The sequence below is a fragment of the Pseudomonadales bacterium genome (assembly GCA_024234615.1).
GTDB lineage: Bacteria > Pseudomonadota > Gammaproteobacteria > Pseudomonadales > IMCC2047 > JAJFKB01.
The window spans coordinates 1436730-1453635 of sequence record JACKNY010000001.1 but is presented as its reverse complement, the minus strand read 5'-3'; the positions used below and the strand labels follow the sequence as shown (position 1 = coordinate 1453635).

The following is a 16906-nucleotide window of genomic DNA, read 5'->3' as shown; positions in this document are numbered from 1 at the left end:
AGAAAAACTGACAGCGTTCGCCAACTCGCTTCAGCCTGAAGAAGGAAGAGAAACCGCTTCGGAGGCATCTAAAAGGCCATAGCGCACTGCCATTAACACTAACTCCACATCACTATTAATACCCAGCTTATTAAAGATACGGTAGCGATATGTATTGACCGTTTTCGGGCTTAAACACAGACTTTCGGCAATTTCATTTACTCTATTACAACCCATGATCATCATCGATATCTGTAGTTCACGTTCTGACAACTGATCAAACGGCAATTTATTTGAAGCCTTACCGAATGATTTTAACGCCAATTTTTGTGCGATATCGGGGCTAATATAACGCTTCCCAGTATGCACGGTTTCAATGGCCTTTAACATTTCTTCTACATCAGCCCCTTTCGTTAAATACCCAGAGGCGCCAGCATTGAGTAAACGCGATGGATAAACATCATCATCACAAGCCGTCACTGCAATAACTTTAATTTCCGGGTCAAAATGGTGAATCCGACGCGTAGCTTCTAGGCCACCCATACCTGGCATCAGTACGTCCATTAAAATTACGTCTGGTTTAAGCTCTCGTGTTAACTTAACCGCTTCTTCGCCACTAGCGGCTTCACCGACAACATTAATATGCGGCATATCCGCCAGAATTCGCGTCAACCCATAACGAACAAGGTCATGGTCGTCAACGACGAGAGTATTAATCATCCAAGCAATCCTCTGCTATTTATCTTATTTATTCCTAACGCTTATCCATGACTAGGATGTTGAGCAATCTCCAATACAGCCCGAAGGATATCCCTCTGGCTAATCTGCCCTACCAACCGACCATCCTCAATAACGGGGAAACGCCGTTTTCTCTTTTTATTAAAATCTATGGCAATATCAATTATATCTTCATCAGGCCCAATAGTTTCCACCTCCGTACTCATATACTCTGAAACCCTACCTCCGGCTTCTTCGTAATAAATATCTTTGATGATGGCATTCAGGCAATCTCCCTCCGATAGCACCCCAATAAGGTGGCCATTTTCATCCACAACCGGCGCACCAGAAATACGGTTTTTTTGTAATAGAGATATCGCCTCAAAAAGCTCCATATCAGGTTTTAATGTAATTAGCCCCCGAGTCATATAGTCCCGTACTTTGATTGATTTTAACATTACCTTTATCCCTTATTATTCTTTAATTACTGACAGGTTTTTACGACAACTCCACTTTTACCCCTATTGATCTAACCAGTCAAGTCAGTCAATCAACGTGTCTTGGGCATATCTATTTGTCCATTAACAAAAAATTGCCTGCCGACTTTTTGTTCATTAGTTTTGCAGTGCCCCTTGAAAGGCATTATTCGCTCTTTGATTGCTATAAATCAACTCCAAAGACCGCATATTCTTCATTTATTACACCAGAATGTTTTCAAGTAGGAGCACATAGTTTAATCTATTAAACCAGTTCGTTTTATTCTGAAATTAGTTTGTAGGGCTATTTGATATGTCAACATTGATGAAAGTATTCGCCATTATCGACCCAACCAAAGACAACCAGTTGGTTTTAAAAAGAGCAGAGAGAATTGCAAAGATAAGGGGTGCAAAAATCTTGGCGCATTGCTGCATCTATTCAAATGCAAGCTGTGAAGACCCAGAAGCGCTCAAACGTGCAGAAACAAAACGCTATGAGCTTTGGCTGGAATACCTGATTGCGCCACTTAAAGCTGCCGGTGTAGATATAGAATATCAAGTGCAATGGGATCCGGAGTGGCGCGACAATTTAGGAATAGCCGCCAATGAGTCGGGCTGCGATCTTATTATCAAAGCCAGCAAAACAAAAAGCCTGCCTGGTCGTTTACGTAAAACTGCCGATTGGCAGTTGTTACGCACCGCCAATGCCCCCGTGTTTTTGATGAAACGACAAGAGTCCCTGGAAACAGCCAAAATCCTTGCCGCTATCAAATCCGATGAGTCGGACGCCATTCATAGAAAAATGAATGACAATATCATGAAGCTAGCGAATGAAATTGTCCGACCTTATGAAAATGGTGAAGTCCACGTCGTCAGGGCTTATAAGGATTGGGAAAACTTTATTAACCCCGCTGATTTGGCGAAGAGATGCGGTGTCGAGCGCACACATGCACACAGCGCAACAGGTGTCCCAGAAGAAGCCATTCAGGAGATCGCCAATGAAATTGGAGCTGAACTAGTGGTTATTGGCGCAGTCGCTTCTACCGGTGTTAAGGGTAAAATATTCGGCAACACTGTTGAACGATTGCTGGACAAATTGGAATGTGACGTTGTTACATTCCTCGCCACAAAATAGCTGGCTCACACAACAGCAATCGTTTGATTTTCAGACGATTGCTGTTTCTTTTAGCGGATAAAAGCGAAGTAGATGTACAGTAGCGCAAAGCCAGCCAACAAAACCATTCCAGCCAAACTCCAATAATAAAGAAACCTACCCGGTTTTGCCTCAACGCCTACCTCTGCACTGAACATCGCCCGATGATTGAGTATTGCAAACAAAGGCGCCCCTAAGAAAGCGGCAGTCGCTCCAAAATCTACAAAGCTCTTAAATTTTCCTTGGAAGAAAGCAAGAATAACCAGTGCTCCCAACACCATGACCAGCATTGCTCCCCAGTAGTATCTATGGCGTCTCTTAGCTAAGACAACATCCTCATCAACAACTTCCTCTCGCCCTTGCAGCAAAAGGAGAAAGTTAGCGAACCCTCTGGGATAACCGTCAAAGATCGCAAGCAAGGTTGAAAACATAACGGCAATCGCAGCAACGCCGACAATAGAACCACTCCACTTACCCAATGCCTGCTCGTATAAACCAATAACCTGTGCTGCGAATGCCGCCGGACTCGCCTCGAAGCCGTTGCCAGAACTGTGCATTACCGCAGCACCTAATATCACAAAACAGAAGGCTAACAGTAACGTGGATATATAACCGACATGGAAATCGAGATTAGCCTCGCTCAGGTGAGGCTTATAACCAGTATCGCGAATCTTCGCAACCGTCCACTGCGATTGCCAAACAGAAACATCCGAGGGTGTCGGCATCCAGCCCACCAAGGCAGCTAAAAACAAAATGGTCACCAAATCAAACTCAGACGGCCACCAGACACCCGAAATGGTCCAATCAATCATCGGTAAAGCCATTAAAGTCGCGGCAATAGTCGCTAGGGTTAAAAACGCCATAAGCACCCGCATCACAATATCCAACCAATGATAATGCCCCGCCACCAGCAAGCTCATACCTACCGCACTGATAACAGCAGCAACGCCCACCGGACTGGTATCTAACTCAAATACCGCCATTAACAATCCTGAGGTGACCAACAGATTCGCAGCGGCACCAATAAACATGCTCACAATAGTCGAGAGTCCGTAAAATCCCATCGCAAACCATCCCTGTTGACGATAGCTGGCCAAGACCGATCTACCAGTCGCCGCTGAATAACGAGGCGCAAACAAAAAACTGGGATATTTTGCAACAAAGGCTGCGATGATAAAGATTACCAGTGCCATACCATACATCGCACCAGCTCGCGTGGATTGTACTAAGTGAGATACTCCTACCGCCGAACCGGCAAACAGAATACCTGGGCCAATAACCTTGGCCAAAGAATTAGGTCTTTGCGTCACAGACACCTCGTTCGTTGTTATTATTGTTCTTTGAAGTTGAGCATACTAAACGAATTGATGAGTGAGGTTCAATGTCAGCAACGAAAGAAGCATAAACAGTCATTGGAAAGCGGTATTAAACCAGTGAAAAAGGAGGAAATTGTTATGCCTGGCTAACTCTTTGATTTTATTGGTGGGCCGTCAGGGGGTCGAACCCTGGACAAATGGATTAAGAGTAAGCTCAGGAAAATTATTTTATTTATTTATCAATAGGTTATATGGACGTTCGTAGCGGCTTTTGTATAACTCAGCATAACGAAGTAGTACACAACCACGTAAAAATCACGCAGGCTAAGATTTATTACTATTAGTTCGTCCCTCTGGACTTGGCAAAAACAGTGGCAATATCACGCTGATATTGGAAGTTTGTCGGGAAATTATTCCCACTTCAGCCAATTGGTTAGTTACTAACTGATTCTAGTTTTACGAATTCTTATTTAGAGTTATTGGGAACGCTGAACAACAAACTAGCACTTCCTACCTGGCCGCTGAAGCCGGATATATTTACCGTTAGAACATGCTCGCCCGGGCCGAAACGCCTAGGATCGAAATTCCACGTAAAGGGAACGTAACCCTGCTCTTCTTCTGAAACAAATTCTCCATCCACGAAGAAACCGACCTCAAAAAGACTCTCTTCTAATACTTTTTTATCGGCTTTTGGTATATCAACCATGACAGTGGTCATGTCAGTGGCAAGCCCCTGGTATTGTAGACACCTGATAGCGTTATAATAAACGCAAAAATAAGGTGTCAGATATGAGCAGTAAACGCTATCCAGAAGAATTCAAAATAGAGGCCGTTAAACAAGTTACTGATCGTGGCTACAAGATTGTAGAGGTTGCCGATCGATTGGGGGTTACGACAAAAAGCTTACATGATTGGATCAAAAAATACGGTGATCAGGGTTCCCAGTATCAGACGATTACTGGCCAACAGGAGGAACTCCGTCACCTAAAAGCGGAGCTACGCAGGGTGACAGAAGAGCGAAATATCTTAAAGGAAGCCGCGGTATTTTTCGCCAGCGAGTCAAAGAAAAATACAGGTTCATAAAGTCACGGCTCAAGAAGTACAGGGTTGCTGCTATGTGTCGGGTGTTAGAGATACACCCCAGCGGTTTTTACGCCTGGCTCAAACAACCACAAAGCCGCCGGGCTATTGAGGATAAACGTTTACTAGGACAGATAAAGCAGTTTTGGATGGAAAGCGGTTTTGCTTATGGCTACCGTAATATCACGATGGATATGAAAGATCATGGTGAAACCTGTGGCAAGAACCGGGTTCATCGAATTATGAGAGAAGCAGGCATACGCTCACAGCGCGGATACAAAAGACACCGAGGCTTCAAGAGTGGTGAGCTCAGTCACGTTGCTCCGAACGTCTTAGATCGAGAGTTTGAAGTTGACCAACCCAACCAGTCATGGGTGACCGATTTTACTTATATCCGTACCCATGAAGGCTGGCTATATCTCACAATCGTGCTGGATCTGTTCTCTCGCCAGGTAGTGGGTTGGAGCATGAAAAGCAGCCCTAAGGTAGATTTAGTCATAGACGCCTTGCTGATGGCTCTCTGGCGGCGAAAGCCGGAAGGTAAGGTGTTGATACATTCAGATCAAGGTGTTCAATATACCTGTTCTGACTGGCGCAAGTTTGTTAGTGCTAACAATTTGGAGTTAAGCATGAGTCGCCGGGGAAACTGCCATGACAACGCTGTGGCTGAAAGCTTCTTCTCCTTACTCAAGACAGAGTGGATAAAACGCAGGATATTCAAAACCAAGAATGAAGCGAGATCAGAGATTTTTAATTATATCGAGTTCTTCTACAACCAGACTCGCCGTCATGGTAATAATGGAGGCTTGTCACCAGTTGAGTATGAAAAACAGTATTTTAAGAAGCTATTAAGTGTCTAGAGAACTCGGGGCTTGCCACCCTCTTAACTCAGTTCGCCTAACACATTTGTAACTATGCTAGGAGTTTCTCTATAACAATCAACCATATGATTGATATAATCATCTACAGTTTCAATAACTAATGATCCACTATCAAGTTTTGTTAACGTTTTACGATTTGCAACATCTCGAATATCATCTAGTACAACATCAAATTCGTTCCTCTTAAATATCGAAACAGATCTTGATTCGAAATCTTTACTGAACGACATTTCCCCTCTCAGCGTTTCAACAGGAATCTTAAAAATCTGAGAAAGCCGCAATAACGCCTTTTGACGAATAGACTCATTAATATTATCCATCTATCACCTTTAACTAAGTTTACTCTGCCCCAAAATACTTCTCTAATTTATGGGGGGCCAAGATTTGCTTTAAATCTTTACGCCACTCTTTCCACGAAACACGACCTGTTTGCGCAGGAGAATCTGGCCACTTCGTTGATTTTGCTATAGAAATCAGCCTTGCTAATTCGGCTTCCGCGATAATCTGATGCCCAAGCATAGAGTATATTTTCAGTTTTTCACTTGAGAAGAAAAGTTTTGCCGCCACTGGCTGGCCAAGATTAAAAAATCTTTTCCAGCTTTGCTTGTAACACGACGGCATAAACCATAACGTCAGTGTTTCTCTTGCAATATTACTATCATGCCATTGCTCTTCATCATCTTTCCATTTTAAAGAAACTGGCATCCCGCCTTGTAGTACAATCTTGTAACCGCGGACTCCCTCATAATTTAAATTCCAGTAATGCCCATAAGGTATTTCTTGCTCTTTTTCCATAGATATGTGCCACTCTTTGGGAAGACTACCGTGAAGTTCCTTCACGATTGAGTTCTTAATACTATGTAAGTTATCCATTTCTAGCTTTTTACATTCCGCCACACAAAGCGAGCTAAATAAGAGTACTGTGTGAAAAAAGATATATTTCACAGGAATATCTTAGTGAGGTTTTCCAAATCGTCCACCTGGTGCTCCAGGATAACTCACATCCGAGTTTTTGACCGCATCCTTTACTGCATTATGACAATCATTTAGCATAGGTATCCACACACCGTTATTTTTATTCTTAGCCAAGAAATCCATAATCTCTTTTTCTTTACCCTTACTTCCTTCAACAACATTACATGAATCTCCACTTGGTCCTTTTTCGCCTGAACCATCAAGACCTTTACGTGAACTACCACGCATACTATCTGAAGTGTTCGTCGATGAATCCCAAGCATAAGCGTGGTTACCAATATACGGAAAACCACTAACTTTCCTGTTACAAACGAAGATTTCTAAGCCCAATGGATCGAAATACCCAACAGGGTTTTGGAACACATAACTATAAGTATTCAACCCACCCAACAACCCAATCGGATCACTCTGTATATACCTGCCGGTTATCGGATCATAATCCCTAAAGTAGTTGTAATTCAAATCCGTCAGATCATCCAGATACTGCCCCGGAAAACAAATCTTGGTGGCTTTAACCCCCGTCTCACTTTCAACCATCCCATAGGGAGATCGTAATTGACTCCAGACTTCTGCGCCCCCTTTTTCCCAGCGTCCCTTTTCTTTCTTTTCCTCTACCTTTTTTCTGAAGCATAAACTATAAAATCAGGGCTATTAACCTCAGAGTCGGTAAAATCCTTAAAATGTTCGTGCTCCCAATCCTTATCAGTAACCATTTCTTGTGCACATTCAATCAAAAAATCTGCAAGCTTTTTTAATTCTTCGGGGGAACCCTGAAGAGTTACCTCGTTTAGAAGATAAAGATCTTCTGAACCAAATTTATATCCAAATATCTTCATAATATTTACCCAAACTTTATACCTGATTTTCTCCCTAAGCTAAGGGGCATTGGTTATTCTCTATGATACACCCAGGAGCATATGGATTTTGCTCACAGTAAGACTTCCTAACTTTTTCATAAGGAGGAATTATTGTGCAAAGTGGGCATCGTAAGTTAAACCCTCTCTTCTTTAGAAAATCTTTAACTTTTTTATTCATGTTATCAAGGCTTCCTTTATTTTTATGGCTTTGTGTACCATCTAGATTTACGACACCTTGGCCTTTAGGTGTTTCAAAGTGGCCATGTTTTTGCTGTCCTGGCACATGAGGATTATCGATCCTTACTTTGGTACCCCCACCTAAATTCGTCGTTTCTCCAGCTAAACCATAAGGATCAAAGTAAAAGAGAGGATTGCTTTCAACATAAGTATAGGTATTCAACCCACCCAACAACCCAATAGGATCACTCTGAATATACCTGCCGGTTATCGGATCCTATTTTCCCAAAAGCGGACAACTAATGTGCTATAAAACCGGACAGTTCTATTTGCTACCAACAGCAGTCAATTAGACAGTTGCTTGTATACCCTAAACCAATTTAGCTCACGTTGACCGAATTCAAATTCAAAGCCAGAGGTAACGTCAAATATCTTATTTTTCTCTGTGCTTGTTTGGTCTTCATATCTGTACGCATAAAACGATTGACTATGAAAAGTTGGACTACCAAGGTTTTTCTTAACATCATCAATATTCAAATCCAACGACAAGCCATTAACTTGCATTTTCTTACGATCAACCAATGTAGACTCAGCGCATTTCGATTCATTAACAAAATTGGCTTTTCCAATCCAAATTGCGGTTACAATTTTCCATCCGCCCAAAGGTCCAGACTGAAAAACGACAGTAGTGTCATCATCTACTGACTTGTAACAAAGTAAATTTGGAGAGTAGTTCTTTTTATCAGGCTCATACAATGTAGACTTTCCAAAAATACCCACAATCTGATCAAACGTCGTAACTCCTATAGTGACCTCAGATAACGTCAAATAGCTATCGTCTACAATTTTCTTTTCGCTCGAATCCCACCCTTTTTCTGAAAATGGAAATGTTGCACCCGCAATAGTTCCACAAGAGATTAGAAACAAAAATAAAACGCTTAATATTTTTTTCATCAACTCATCCACTTATTGAACCGTTAGAGTACCACCACCAGCGGCATCAATCGTATTCCGAGTATTTCGCGAACAGATTATGCAGCCCTGCGAAGCAGACTGATTACCTTGAGAGTTGTCTCCATGCATTAAGAAAGAGTTTGGATCACGCGTATTAGGGAACTGATTGTTGTTAGCGGTTGGAATTAAAGGTAGCGATTGTGGTCCAGTTGACCTGCTCCCCGAATTGACTACCAGGTTGATCTAAGTAAAGTCTGCTTTCAAGAGGAGAAAGCAGCAATGAAAAAGCGTTATAGCGAAGAGCAGATTATCGGTTTTTTGAGAGAGGCGGAGTCAGGGATCCCGGTCAAGGAATTATGTCGCAAACACGGTTTTAGCAATGGTTCATTTTATACTTGGCGCAGCAAATACGGCGGCATGGATGTCTCAGAAGTTAAACGCCTCAAGACCCTGGAGGATGAGAATGCTCGGCTAAAGAAGTTACTAGCCGATACAATGCTGGACAAGGAAGCGCTGGAGGTAGCGTTAAGAAAAAAGTACTAACCCCAACAGCAAAGCGTGAAGCCGTAGATGAAATGCTGGCGTATACTGCCGTTTCAGAACGCCAAGCCTGTCAGCTGGTGGGGATCTGTCGTAGTACCTATCGCTATCAGTCAAAGCGGATCGAAAAGGATGAGATGCTATCGTACCGAATCATTGAACTGGCGCAACAAAGGCGCAGATTCGGTTACCGGCGCATTCATGCCCTGTTACGTCGGGAAGGCCATGAGGTGAACCACAAGAAAGTGTACCGACTTTATACGGAAGCCAAGCTGGCGGTAAAGCGCCGAAAGCGGCGTAAAGCCTTGGTCGTACCCAGAGAGTCGTTGATTTTACCGACACGGCGTAATGAGGTCTGGTCAATGGATTTTGTCATGGATGCTTTAGCTAGTGGTCGACGGATAAAGATCCTGACGATTGTCGATGATTGCACCAAGGAGTCGGTTGATCTGATTGTGGACTTTGGTATATCGAGTCGATATGTCACCCGGATACTGGATCAAGCCGCTCGATTCAGGGGCTATCCGAAAGCCATAAGGACAGATCAAGGTCCAGAGTTTACCGGAAAAGCATTGGATCAATGGGCTTATGAAAACGGGGTTGAATTAAAACTTATCCAGGCTGGTAAGCCGACACAGAATGCATTTATTGAATCATTCAATGGCAAGTTTAGAGATGAATGTTTGAACGAACACTGGTTCCATTCTTTGGCGCATGCAAGAGCGATTATTCGTGAATGGAGAAGAGTTTATAACGAGTGTCGGCCACACTCAATGCTGGGATATAAAACCCCAGTTGAAATGGCTGAAGAATTAAACCAACATGCAGACTGAACTCAGATGCTGTGGTAGTAATACTGGGGGCAGGTCACCGGCGCACAAACGAGCTGAAGACTTAGTGCTGGTACGTACAAACGGATTCTGAGAACGAACAACTCATGGGGAAGGTAGCGCTGCATCCATGGGTGTAGAGATACTTTCCTTATCCATTCTCTAAACTTCAGCTAACTAAACTGGAAAGGAATGCTACCCTCCTCAGAAGTTATGTCAATATTTTTTACACTAAATTTTTGTTGCAACTCGCCTAAGCGATTGTGTAGCTTGGTCAAAAAATCTGACTTAAAGCAGCCGGAAGAGACCGTCAAGTTTGTGCTGCCAGTCCTCCCACCGACCCAACGCTTTGACTATGATGCGTGCAGTCAACCGATGCCGGTATTTGCTTGCTGGTGTTATGGTATGGATATGGATATTGAAGTACCACTCTAAGTGGCTTAGACGATACTGGTAAGGCCCCACCTGAAACTGCCTGTAGAGTGCATCTGCTATTTGTAGCGCTCTTTTCGTATGTTCTTTGACCTTCGTAGCACGACGGCCAGGAATTTTTCTGCCGAGTAGTTTTCTCATTTGCTGCTGCGCTTGCTCTGAATTGGCCGGGCGCATGCTATTTTGCTGATCCAACGTAGGCTACTAGGATATTTGTTCGATTGTGGCCCAGCTCAAGGGCGATAATGGCACGTGCCTGGCGATCCAATGCTTTTGTGGCTACCCTGCTTCCCGTAACCACTGGTGCCGGGCTGCCGGTAATTTGTTGGTAACGTTCACAGGCATAGGCCGCTCGCAGATCGTGAAATCCCTTGATGCCCGTTTCTGTTGTGGCTAACCGCCACTGGCTATAGGCGTGGTTGCGCCATTGGATATAGTTGTTCTGTGTTGGAATCAGGTTCTTGCGGCTACCGAGTTCTCGGTGTATGCGTGTCAGTAGTTCTGTTCCTTGTTGCGTGACGGGTACCCAACGATCCGCATGTTTACCTCTACCGCCTTTGGTACCAGCAGTGATATTGATCCGCCCGTCTGTTCTTGACTGTTTTAGTGCTCTGGGAAGGTTTAATAGCGAGGCTTCCTTAAAGCGCAGTCCAAATTCCCGACACAGAGAAGCGAGTAACAGGACGCGCCTTTCATTTTTTGAAGCTAGGTTATCGAGCACCTTGGAGAGTTGGGTTTGATCGATTGTTTTGGGGCTGTGTTCACGAACCACTGTTCGTTCTCCCACTAACTGGGACGGTGAAACGGTCAGTTTGGTATCTCCCCGTAAACCAGAGAGTACGACATTAATGGATGAGAGTAGATTTTGTGCGTAGGCCACTTTCATGGTCTTTGAGTCGACCTGTTGTTTTAGCTGATTAGCGTAGCGCTTAACGTGCTCTACGGTGACATCACGCGCATCTTTAACGCCTTCTTCAGATTTCAAATAACGGACAAAACAGTTCCAGCGCTCCAGATGGGCGGCAACGGTGCCATAATGACCCGCACCATAGCGATCATTTAGCGCATTCTTGCCTGCCCATGCGAGTTTCTTACCGTAGCCATAATTTCTTCCACCACCGACTTTGCTCATCCTGAAAACCCTGAAATTGGTTAGTATTACAATCGAATAGAGCGTCGACCGCGCTTGACGAGTGCGTCTCGTCCAACGGCTCCCTTAAAAGGAGCTGAGCAAATCACTGTTAGTACTCGGCACTTCTGAACTGACAAGGTTTTCTTGTCAGCGGGTTAAGTGCGCTCAAACATGACGACAAATGAGTCTTCTTGATTGAGCAGTACCGACAGTTTGTAGCGGTTTGCAGCAGCGAATCCGACCGTAAAGGATTGGCAGGATTGGCATTCGTCCTGGCTGCGGGTTCGCGTCTCTGTGTAGCTGACGCTAAGACAGAGACACGAACCTTCCTGGTTATTACCTTTGTTTGGGTGGCATCACCTCCTGGTTTTGCGTTTTACTGCTGGGTTAGTGTTGTGGCTGTGCCTGGACCTTTGAGGGATCCTGGCACGGCCGCCCGTATAAGTGCTTCGTCATTGCGATGACTCCACACTTCTGCCTTTATCGATAACACGGATAAAGGGCCTTGCTTTTGCGACTAGGTCTGCAGTCGCCACAGAGATTGCGGCCACTACATCACAACCGATAAACCGGCACGATAAAAAACCAATCCAAGTGGTGCAGTGGTTTTTTTGTGCACTTTTTATTCAAGCAGATTATGTCTTGGTTTTTTGCAGGGTGCTGACAATGTCAGCACTTTGAAAGCATGACACTGTAGTAATGCTTTCGAGGGAATTCCCGATAAAAAGGCAATAACTGATAATCGGATTATTGGTTGTTTCCATTACTTTGCTTAAAAGTCATCTAAAAATTCTTTGTTCTGTGTACGCTTTTAACCTTTTTTAATTTTTATCCCGTCTTAGCATAAGCGCCAATGACACATTCTGGAAAAGGCCCTTATAAACCACCGGTCGCGCAACCGCGATTGATTCGGCTGCGCGATGCGCCCGCTTATCTAGGTATGGACAAGAACCGCTTTAACTGTGAGGTCAGGCCGAAGTTGATGGAAATACCTATTGGAACACAGGGAATTGCTTTTGATCGACTTGAAATGGATGCCTGGGTGGAGCACTATATCTCGTGCTACGGACGTCCCAATCAGATTAAAGGAGAATTGATATGGGACAGAAAAAAACACCAGGGCTCGTCAAGCGCAATAGTATCTGGCACGTCGACAAATGCATCGACAGACGGAGAATTTGCAAAAGCACTGGAAGTGCTCGCCTTGAAGAGGCGGAACGCTTCCTTGCAAGATTAAGGGAAGAGGCCCGGCAAGCTGAGATATACGGCGTACGACCAACACGGACGTTTGAGCAAGCCGCAACAAAATATGTTCTGGAAAATCAGCATAAACGTAGTATCGACAGTGATGTAGGAAGGCTTAAGCAATTGATTCCCTGGATTGGGTCGTGCCCTTTGGAGCGGTTACATCGAGGTTCGCTTGAAACCTGGATTGAGCAACGAAGAAAGGATGGCGTATCCATAGGCACAATCAATCACGGGCTAAAGGTGGTCAGGATGATCATGAATCTGGCAGCAGCAGAATGGATGGACGAACATGGTTTGACCTGGATACAGGCTGCGCCAAAGTTCAAGTTGCTGCCTGACGTGAATAAGCGACAACCTTACCCCCTATCGTGGGACGAACAGGCACAGTTATTCAAACTGTTGCCGGATCACCTTGCGACGATGGCGTTATTCACTGTCAATACCGGTTGCCGGGATAGCGAAGTCTGTAATCTTCAGTGGGATTGGGAAGTTGCAGTTCCCACAATGGAGACTTCAGTCTTTATTATTCCAGCTACCCGAGTTAAAAATGCTGATGAACGACTGGTTATCTTAAACTCCGTCGCTCGCTCAGTAATATCTGAGCAGCGCTGCAAGCACCCGAAATACGTATTTGTATACCGGGGTAAGCCTATTCAGCATATGCTGAATAACGGATGGAGAAAGGCCAGAGAAGCCTTAGGCTTACCACAGGTTAGAGTGCACGATCTAAAACATACCTTCGGCAGGCGATTACGAGCTGCGGGTGTGAGTTTCGAAGATCGGCAGGATCTGCTGGGGCATCGGTCAGGACGTATTACGACGCACTACTCCGCAGCTGAACTACCCCGACTGATAGAAGTGGCTAAGATGGTCTGTGAGTGTAACGGAAACAAACCTGAGCTTGGGGTTCTGCAGCGGCTAAATATTGCTTAAACTCCCGCAAAATTCACGCAAAGAAAAAGAAGGAAACTGTTAGGCCAAGCTAACTCTTTGATTTAATTGGTGGGCCGTCAGGGGGTCGAACCCTGGACAAATGGATTAAGAGTCCACTGCTCTACCAACTGAGCTAACGGCCCGGGCCGCTAGGTTACCAAAGCTCATCCTCGAGTGCTAGCTAGCTTTGGTATTTAATAACCAAGAATTCAGTGCGCCATCCTTATCGCAAGGTTTCTGCAAGACAAGTACTATTCTCGATTACTAAAAGGCAAGTCATAAAATTGTGGTTCAGTTATAAAACAACAATATCCCAGTGAAATACGTTGCTTCGGCGACACCGCTTAGCCATTAATAAATAAAGAATCAAATCACCACAAACCAACAAATATTGGTGATTTAAGTCAGCCATCGCCACCGCCAAACAGTAAGATAATGCTGTCCGGCAGATATCTATCTGCGGACTATATTGCCGCCAGGCCGCGAGATAAGTCCACTTTAATATCTTCTATATCTTCAAGGCCAACGGCAACTCTGATTAGGTTGTCGGTAATGCCGCTAGCCAGCTTTTCCTCAGCGGTTAATTTTCCGTGAGTCGTGGTTGCTGGGTGTGTAATCGTTGTTTTAACATCACCGAGATTAGCCGTAATCGACAGCATTGCTGTTGCATCGATAAAGCGCCATGCCGCATTTTTATCTCCAATCACCTGGAAAGATAATACGCCACCAAAGCCGCGCTGTTGTTTACTCGCTAAGCCGTGCTGCGGGTGACTAGGCAATCCGCTATAGTAAACCTTCTCAATCGCTGGCTGCGCCTCAAGCCAATGTGCTATGTTCAGCGTATTATGGCTATGGGCGTCCATCCTCAATTTTAATGTTTCAAGGCCCTTTAAGAAAACCCAGGCATTAAAAGGGCTCATACTCGGACCGGCAGCCCGTAGAAACCCGAAAATTTCTTCCGCAATTTCGTTCCGAGCCAGCACTGCTCCACCAACACACCTTCCCTGCCCGTCTAAGTATTTAGTTGCCGAATGTACGACGATATCTGCGCCAAATTTAAAAGGTTGTTGCAGTGCTGGCGTACAGAAACAATTATCCACTACCAACAATGCGTTTTTGCTGTGCGCAAGATCAGCCAGCCACTGAATATCGGCCACTTCACACAAAGGGTTTGAGGGTGTTTCGACCAGCAGCAGTTTAGTTTCTGGGCGCAACGCTTGTCGCCATTCTTCCTGAGCGGTTAATTCCACGAATGTGGTAGTAACGCCGAATTTAGACATAAATTTATTTAGCAGCGTAAAAGTTGTACCAAACACACTACGAGAACAAACCACATGATCGCCGGATTTCAGCAAGGCCATACAGGTGGACATAATAGCTGCCATACCGGAAGCAGTGGCGACGCATCGTTCTACCCCTTCCAGCGCAGCCAAGCGTTGCTCAAAATTTCTGACGGTGGGATTGGTAAAGCGCGAATAAATATTTCCCGGTATGTCACCAGCAAATTTTGCTGCTGCTTCAGCGGCACTGGAAAATACGAAGCTCGAAGTCGGGAAAATCGGTTCACTATGCTCCTGCTCACCAGTGTGAGGATGACCACTACGTATCGCTAAAGTCTCTAATCGATAACTTGCCTCAGCAGTTTCTTTTAATGTGTCTTGCTCTGACATAATGGAATTTACCTACAGAATCATTTATTGTTGTGCAAATCGATGGCAATATTATCATCATGCCGCGAGTCGCTAAGTTGTAATGGTTTTTTAGCTTGATCACTGCGCATCGCGTCTAGTCTATCCAAGTAGGCCTGATCGATATCACCAGTTACATAGACACCATCGAATACTGAGCATTCAAACTTCTTAATTTTTGGATTGCCTTCGCGCGCGCTCTCCACCAAATCTTCAATATCCTGATAAACCAGCCAATCTGCACCAATTATTTCAGCAATCTCTTCGTCCGTACGGTTGTGTCCTATTAGTTCATTTGCGGTTGGCATATCGATGCCATAGACATTGGGATAACGTACTGCTGGTGATGCTGATGCAAAATAGACTTTATTGGCGCCAGCTTCACGCGCCATATCAATAATTTGCTTGCAGGTGGTGCCGCGAACAATGGAGTCATCCACCAGCAGCACATTCTTACCTTTAAACTCCAACCCAATCGCATTGAGTTTCTGCTTGACTGATTTTTTACGTTGGCTTTGTCCCGGCATAATAAAGGTACGACCAATATAGCGATTTTTAATAAAGCCTTCACGAAACTTCACGCCCAGCAGATAAGCTAATTGAAGTGCCGAGGTACGGCTGGTATCAGGGATTGGAATTACGACATCAATATCGTTATCCGGATACACGCGCAGAATTTTTTCTGCCAGTTTTTCTCCCATCCGCAGCCGTGCCTTATAAACGGAAATGTTGTCTATGATGGAGTCGGGACGCGCCAGATAGACGTGTTCGAATATACAGGGAGATAACTGTGGATTTTCAGCACACTGCTGAGAGTGCAAATTACCCTCGACATCAATATAGATCGCTTCACCCGGCGCTAAATCCCGCTCAAGCGTATAACCCAGCGCATTTAATGCCACACTTTCAGAAGCAATCATGTACTCAACGCCCTGATCGGTATCTTTTTTACCAAACACAATAGGACGTATGCCATTAGGGTCCCGAAAGCCGACAATACCATAGCCCGTAATCATCGCGATAACCGCATAGCCGCCACGGCAACGTTTGTGGACACGCTTTACGGCAGTGAAAATATCCTCCGGGGCGGGCTGCAATTTACCAAGGCGATGCAACTCATGAGCAAATACGTTAAGTAAAACCTCCGAGTCAGAATTGGTATTAATGTGGCGCAAATCCGAAGTAAATAACTCTTCTTTAATCTCTTCAACATTGGTGAGATTACCGTTATGCGCCAAGGTAATACCATAGGGAGAATTAACATAAAAGGGCTGCGCCTCGCTAGAACTAGCTCCACCGGCCGTTGGATAACGGACGTGGCCGATACCCATATTGCCCACTAGCCTTTCCATGTGCCTTTGGCTAAAGACGTCGCGCACCAAACCATTATCCTTACGCAGTACGAACCGTCCCTCATGACAGGTCACCATTCCGGCAGCATCCTGACCACGATGTTGTAATACGGTTAACGCATCATAAAGCGCTTGATTGACGTTTGATTTCGCAACAATACCGACTATACCGCACATGCGTTATTC

At 44.7% G+C, this 16906-nt stretch carries 18 protein-coding genes and 1 tRNA gene; 4 read left to right on the top strand and 15 right to left on the bottom strand.

Features of this window, described 5'->3' with window-relative positions:
- Positions 1–30: 30 nt before the first annotated feature.
- Together uvrY and H6995_06685 are read right to left on the bottom strand one after the other, a co-directional pair.
- On the bottom strand, positions 31–699 hold the full coding sequence (gene uvrY / locus H6995_06690; protein ID MCP5214674.1) for a UvrY/SirA/GacA family response regulator transcription factor: 669 nt from the start codon (positions 697–699) through the stop codon (positions 31–33).
- A 41-nt stretch (positions 700–740) separates the two neighbouring features.
- On the bottom strand, positions 741–1154 hold the full coding sequence (locus H6995_06685) for a CBS domain-containing protein (GenBank protein MCP5214673.1): 414 nt from the start codon (positions 1152–1154) through the stop codon (positions 741–743).
- Between the two features lie 331 nt (positions 1155–1485).
- On the opposite strand from H6995_06685, the gene H6995_06680 reads away from it, so the two are divergent.
- Positions 1486–2307 carry a universal stress protein gene (locus H6995_06680; GenBank protein ID MCP5214672.1) on the top strand — a complete coding sequence of 274 codons (822 nt, stop codon included), beginning with the start codon at positions 1486–1488 and terminating at the stop codon, positions 2305–2307.
- A 50-nt stretch (positions 2308–2357) separates the two neighbouring features.
- Here the strand turns inward: H6995_06680 and H6995_06675 are convergent, their stop codons facing one another.
- Together H6995_06675 and H6995_06670 are read right to left on the bottom strand one after the other, a co-directional pair.
- Positions 2358–3635, bottom strand: coding sequence for a divalent metal cation transporter (locus H6995_06675; protein ID MCP5214671.1), 1278 nt, complete (start codon positions 3633–3635; stop codon positions 2358–2360).
- A gap of 472 nt (positions 3636–4107) precedes the next feature.
- On the bottom strand, positions 4108–4359 hold the full coding sequence (locus tag H6995_06670) for an Ig-like domain-containing protein (protein MCP5214670.1): 252 nt from the start codon (positions 4357–4359) through the stop codon (positions 4108–4110).
- 71 nt (positions 4360–4430) lie between these two features.
- Between H6995_06670 and H6995_06665 the strand changes: the two genes are divergently transcribed.
- A protein-coding gene (locus tag H6995_06665) for an IS3 family transposase (protein MCP5214669.1) occupies positions 4431–5581 on the top strand; the annotation gives its coding sequence in 2 pieces (ribosomal slippage) (positions 4431–4665 and positions 4665–5581; 1152 coding nt in all).
- A gap of 23 nt (positions 5582–5604) precedes the next feature.
- Here H6995_06665 and H6995_06660 read toward each other — a convergent pair.
- The 6 genes from H6995_06660 to H6995_06635 form a co-directional block, all read right to left on the bottom strand.
- Positions 5605–5922 carry a hypothetical protein gene (locus H6995_06660; protein MCP5214668.1) on the bottom strand — a complete coding sequence of 106 codons (318 nt, stop codon included), beginning with the start codon at positions 5920–5922 and terminating at the stop codon, positions 5605–5607.
- Positions 5923–5941: 19 nt separating this feature from the next.
- Positions 5942–6397, bottom strand: coding sequence for a hypothetical protein (locus H6995_06655; protein MCP5214667.1), 456 nt, complete (start codon positions 6395–6397; stop codon positions 5942–5944).
- Positions 6398–6556: 159 nt separating this feature from the next.
- Positions 6557–7114: an RHS repeat-associated core domain-containing protein gene (locus H6995_06650; protein ID MCP5214666.1), complete on the bottom strand. Its 558-nt coding sequence runs from the start codon at positions 7112–7114 to the stop codon at positions 6557–6559.
- 74 nt (positions 7115–7188) lie between these two features.
- On the bottom strand, positions 7189–7413 hold the full coding sequence (locus tag H6995_06645; GenBank protein MCP5214665.1) for a hypothetical protein: 225 nt from the start codon (positions 7411–7413) through the stop codon (positions 7189–7191).
- 34 nt (positions 7414–7447) lie between these two features.
- A complete protein-coding gene (locus H6995_06640; GenBank protein MCP5214664.1) occupies positions 7448–7882 on the bottom strand; it encodes a hypothetical protein in 435 nt (144 codons plus the stop codon).
- Positions 7883–7956: 74 nt separating this feature from the next.
- The gene (locus H6995_06635; GenBank protein MCP5214663.1) at positions 7957–8565 is read right to left on the bottom strand and encodes a hypothetical protein; all 609 of its coding nucleotides are present in this window, start codon (positions 8563–8565) and stop codon (positions 7957–7959) included.
- Between the two features lie 279 nt (positions 8566–8844).
- Here H6995_06635 and H6995_06630 point away from each other — a divergent pair.
- Positions 8845–9938 (top strand): IS3 family transposase gene (locus H6995_06630; GenBank protein MCP5214662.1). Its coding sequence is split into 2 segments (ribosomal slippage): positions 8845–9094 and positions 9094–9938, totalling 1095 coding nucleotides; the frame shifts between segments, so codons are not numbered across the junction.
- Positions 9939–10223: 285 nt separating this feature from the next.
- Here the strand turns inward: H6995_06630 and H6995_06625 are convergent.
- Both H6995_06625 and H6995_06620 read right to left on the bottom strand, forming a co-directional pair.
- On the bottom strand, positions 10224–10562 hold the full coding sequence (locus H6995_06625) for a hypothetical protein (protein MCP5214661.1): 339 nt from the start codon (positions 10560–10562) through the stop codon (positions 10224–10226).
- A complete protein-coding gene (locus H6995_06620) occupies positions 10546–11499 on the bottom strand; it encodes an integrase domain-containing protein (protein MCP5214660.1) in 954 nt (317 codons plus the stop codon). Before H6995_06620 ends, H6995_06625 begins: the two co-directional genes overlap by 17 nt.
- 1098 nt (positions 11500–12597) lie before the next feature.
- Between H6995_06620 and H6995_06615 the strand changes: the two genes are divergently transcribed.
- Entirely contained in the window at positions 12598–13680 is a 1083-nt protein-coding gene (locus tag H6995_06615) for a tyrosine-type recombinase/integrase (GenBank protein MCP5214659.1), read from the top strand.
- Between the two features lie 67 nt (positions 13681–13747).
- Here H6995_06615 and H6995_06610 read toward each other — a convergent pair.
- From H6995_06610 to purF, 3 genes are all read right to left on the bottom strand, one after another.
- A tRNA-Lys gene (locus H6995_06610) sits at positions 13748–13823 on the bottom strand.
- A gap of 321 nt (positions 13824–14144) precedes the next feature.
- The gene (locus H6995_06605; protein MCP5214658.1) at positions 14145–15350 is read right to left on the bottom strand and encodes an O-succinylhomoserine sulfhydrylase; all 1206 of its coding nucleotides are present in this window, start codon (positions 15348–15350) and stop codon (positions 14145–14147) included.
- A gap of 20 nt (positions 15351–15370) precedes the next feature.
- Entirely contained in the window at positions 15371–16897 is a 1527-nt protein-coding gene (gene purF, locus H6995_06600) for an amidophosphoribosyltransferase (GenBank protein MCP5214657.1), read from the bottom strand.
- Between the last annotated feature and the right edge of the window lie 9 nt (positions 16898–16906).

Bases quoted from the DNA above. Each gene is read 5' to 3' on its own strand.
- uvrY (MCP5214674.1), bottom strand. From the start codon at position 699: ATGATTAATACTCTCGTCGTTGACGACCATGACCTTGTTCGTTATGGG.
- H6995_06685 (MCP5214673.1), bottom strand. From the start codon at position 1,154: ATGTTAAAATCAATCAAAGTACGGGACTATATGACTCGGGGGCTAATT.
- H6995_06680 (MCP5214672.1), top strand. From the start codon at position 1,486: ATGTCAACATTGATGAAAGTATTCGCCATTATCGACCCAACCAAAGAC.
- H6995_06670 (MCP5214670.1), bottom strand. From the start codon at position 4,359: ATGACCACTGTCATGGTTGATATACCAAAAGCCGATAAAAAAGTATTA.
- H6995_06660 (MCP5214668.1), bottom strand. From the start codon at position 5,922: ATGGATAATATTAATGAGTCTATTCGTCAAAAGGCGTTATTGCGGCTT.
- H6995_06655 (MCP5214667.1), bottom strand. From the start codon at position 6,397: ATGGAAAAAGAGCAAGAAATACCTTATGGGCATTACTGGAATTTAAAT.
- H6995_06650 (MCP5214666.1), bottom strand. From the start codon at position 7,114: ATGGTTGAAAGTGAGACGGGGGTTAAAGCCACCAAGATTTGTTTTCCG.
- H6995_06645 (MCP5214665.1), bottom strand. From the start codon at position 7,413: ATGAAGATATTTGGATATAAATTTGGTTCAGAAGATCTTTATCTTCTA.
- H6995_06635 (MCP5214663.1), bottom strand. From the start codon at position 8,565: ATGAAAAAAATATTAAGCGTTTTATTTTTGTTTCTAATCTCTTGTGGA.
- H6995_06620 (MCP5214660.1), bottom strand. From the start codon at position 11,499: ATGAGCAAAGTCGGTGGTGGAAGAAATTATGGCTACGGTAAGAAACTC.
- H6995_06615 (MCP5214659.1), top strand. From the start codon at position 12,598: ATGGGACAGAAAAAAACACCAGGGCTCGTCAAGCGCAATAGTATCTGG.
- H6995_06605 (MCP5214658.1), bottom strand. From the start codon at position 15,350: ATGTCAGAGCAAGACACATTAAAAGAAACTGCTGAGGCAAGTTATCGA.
- purF (MCP5214657.1), bottom strand. From the start codon at position 16,897: ATGTGCGGTATAGTCGGTATTGTTGCGAAATCAAACGTCAATCAAGCG.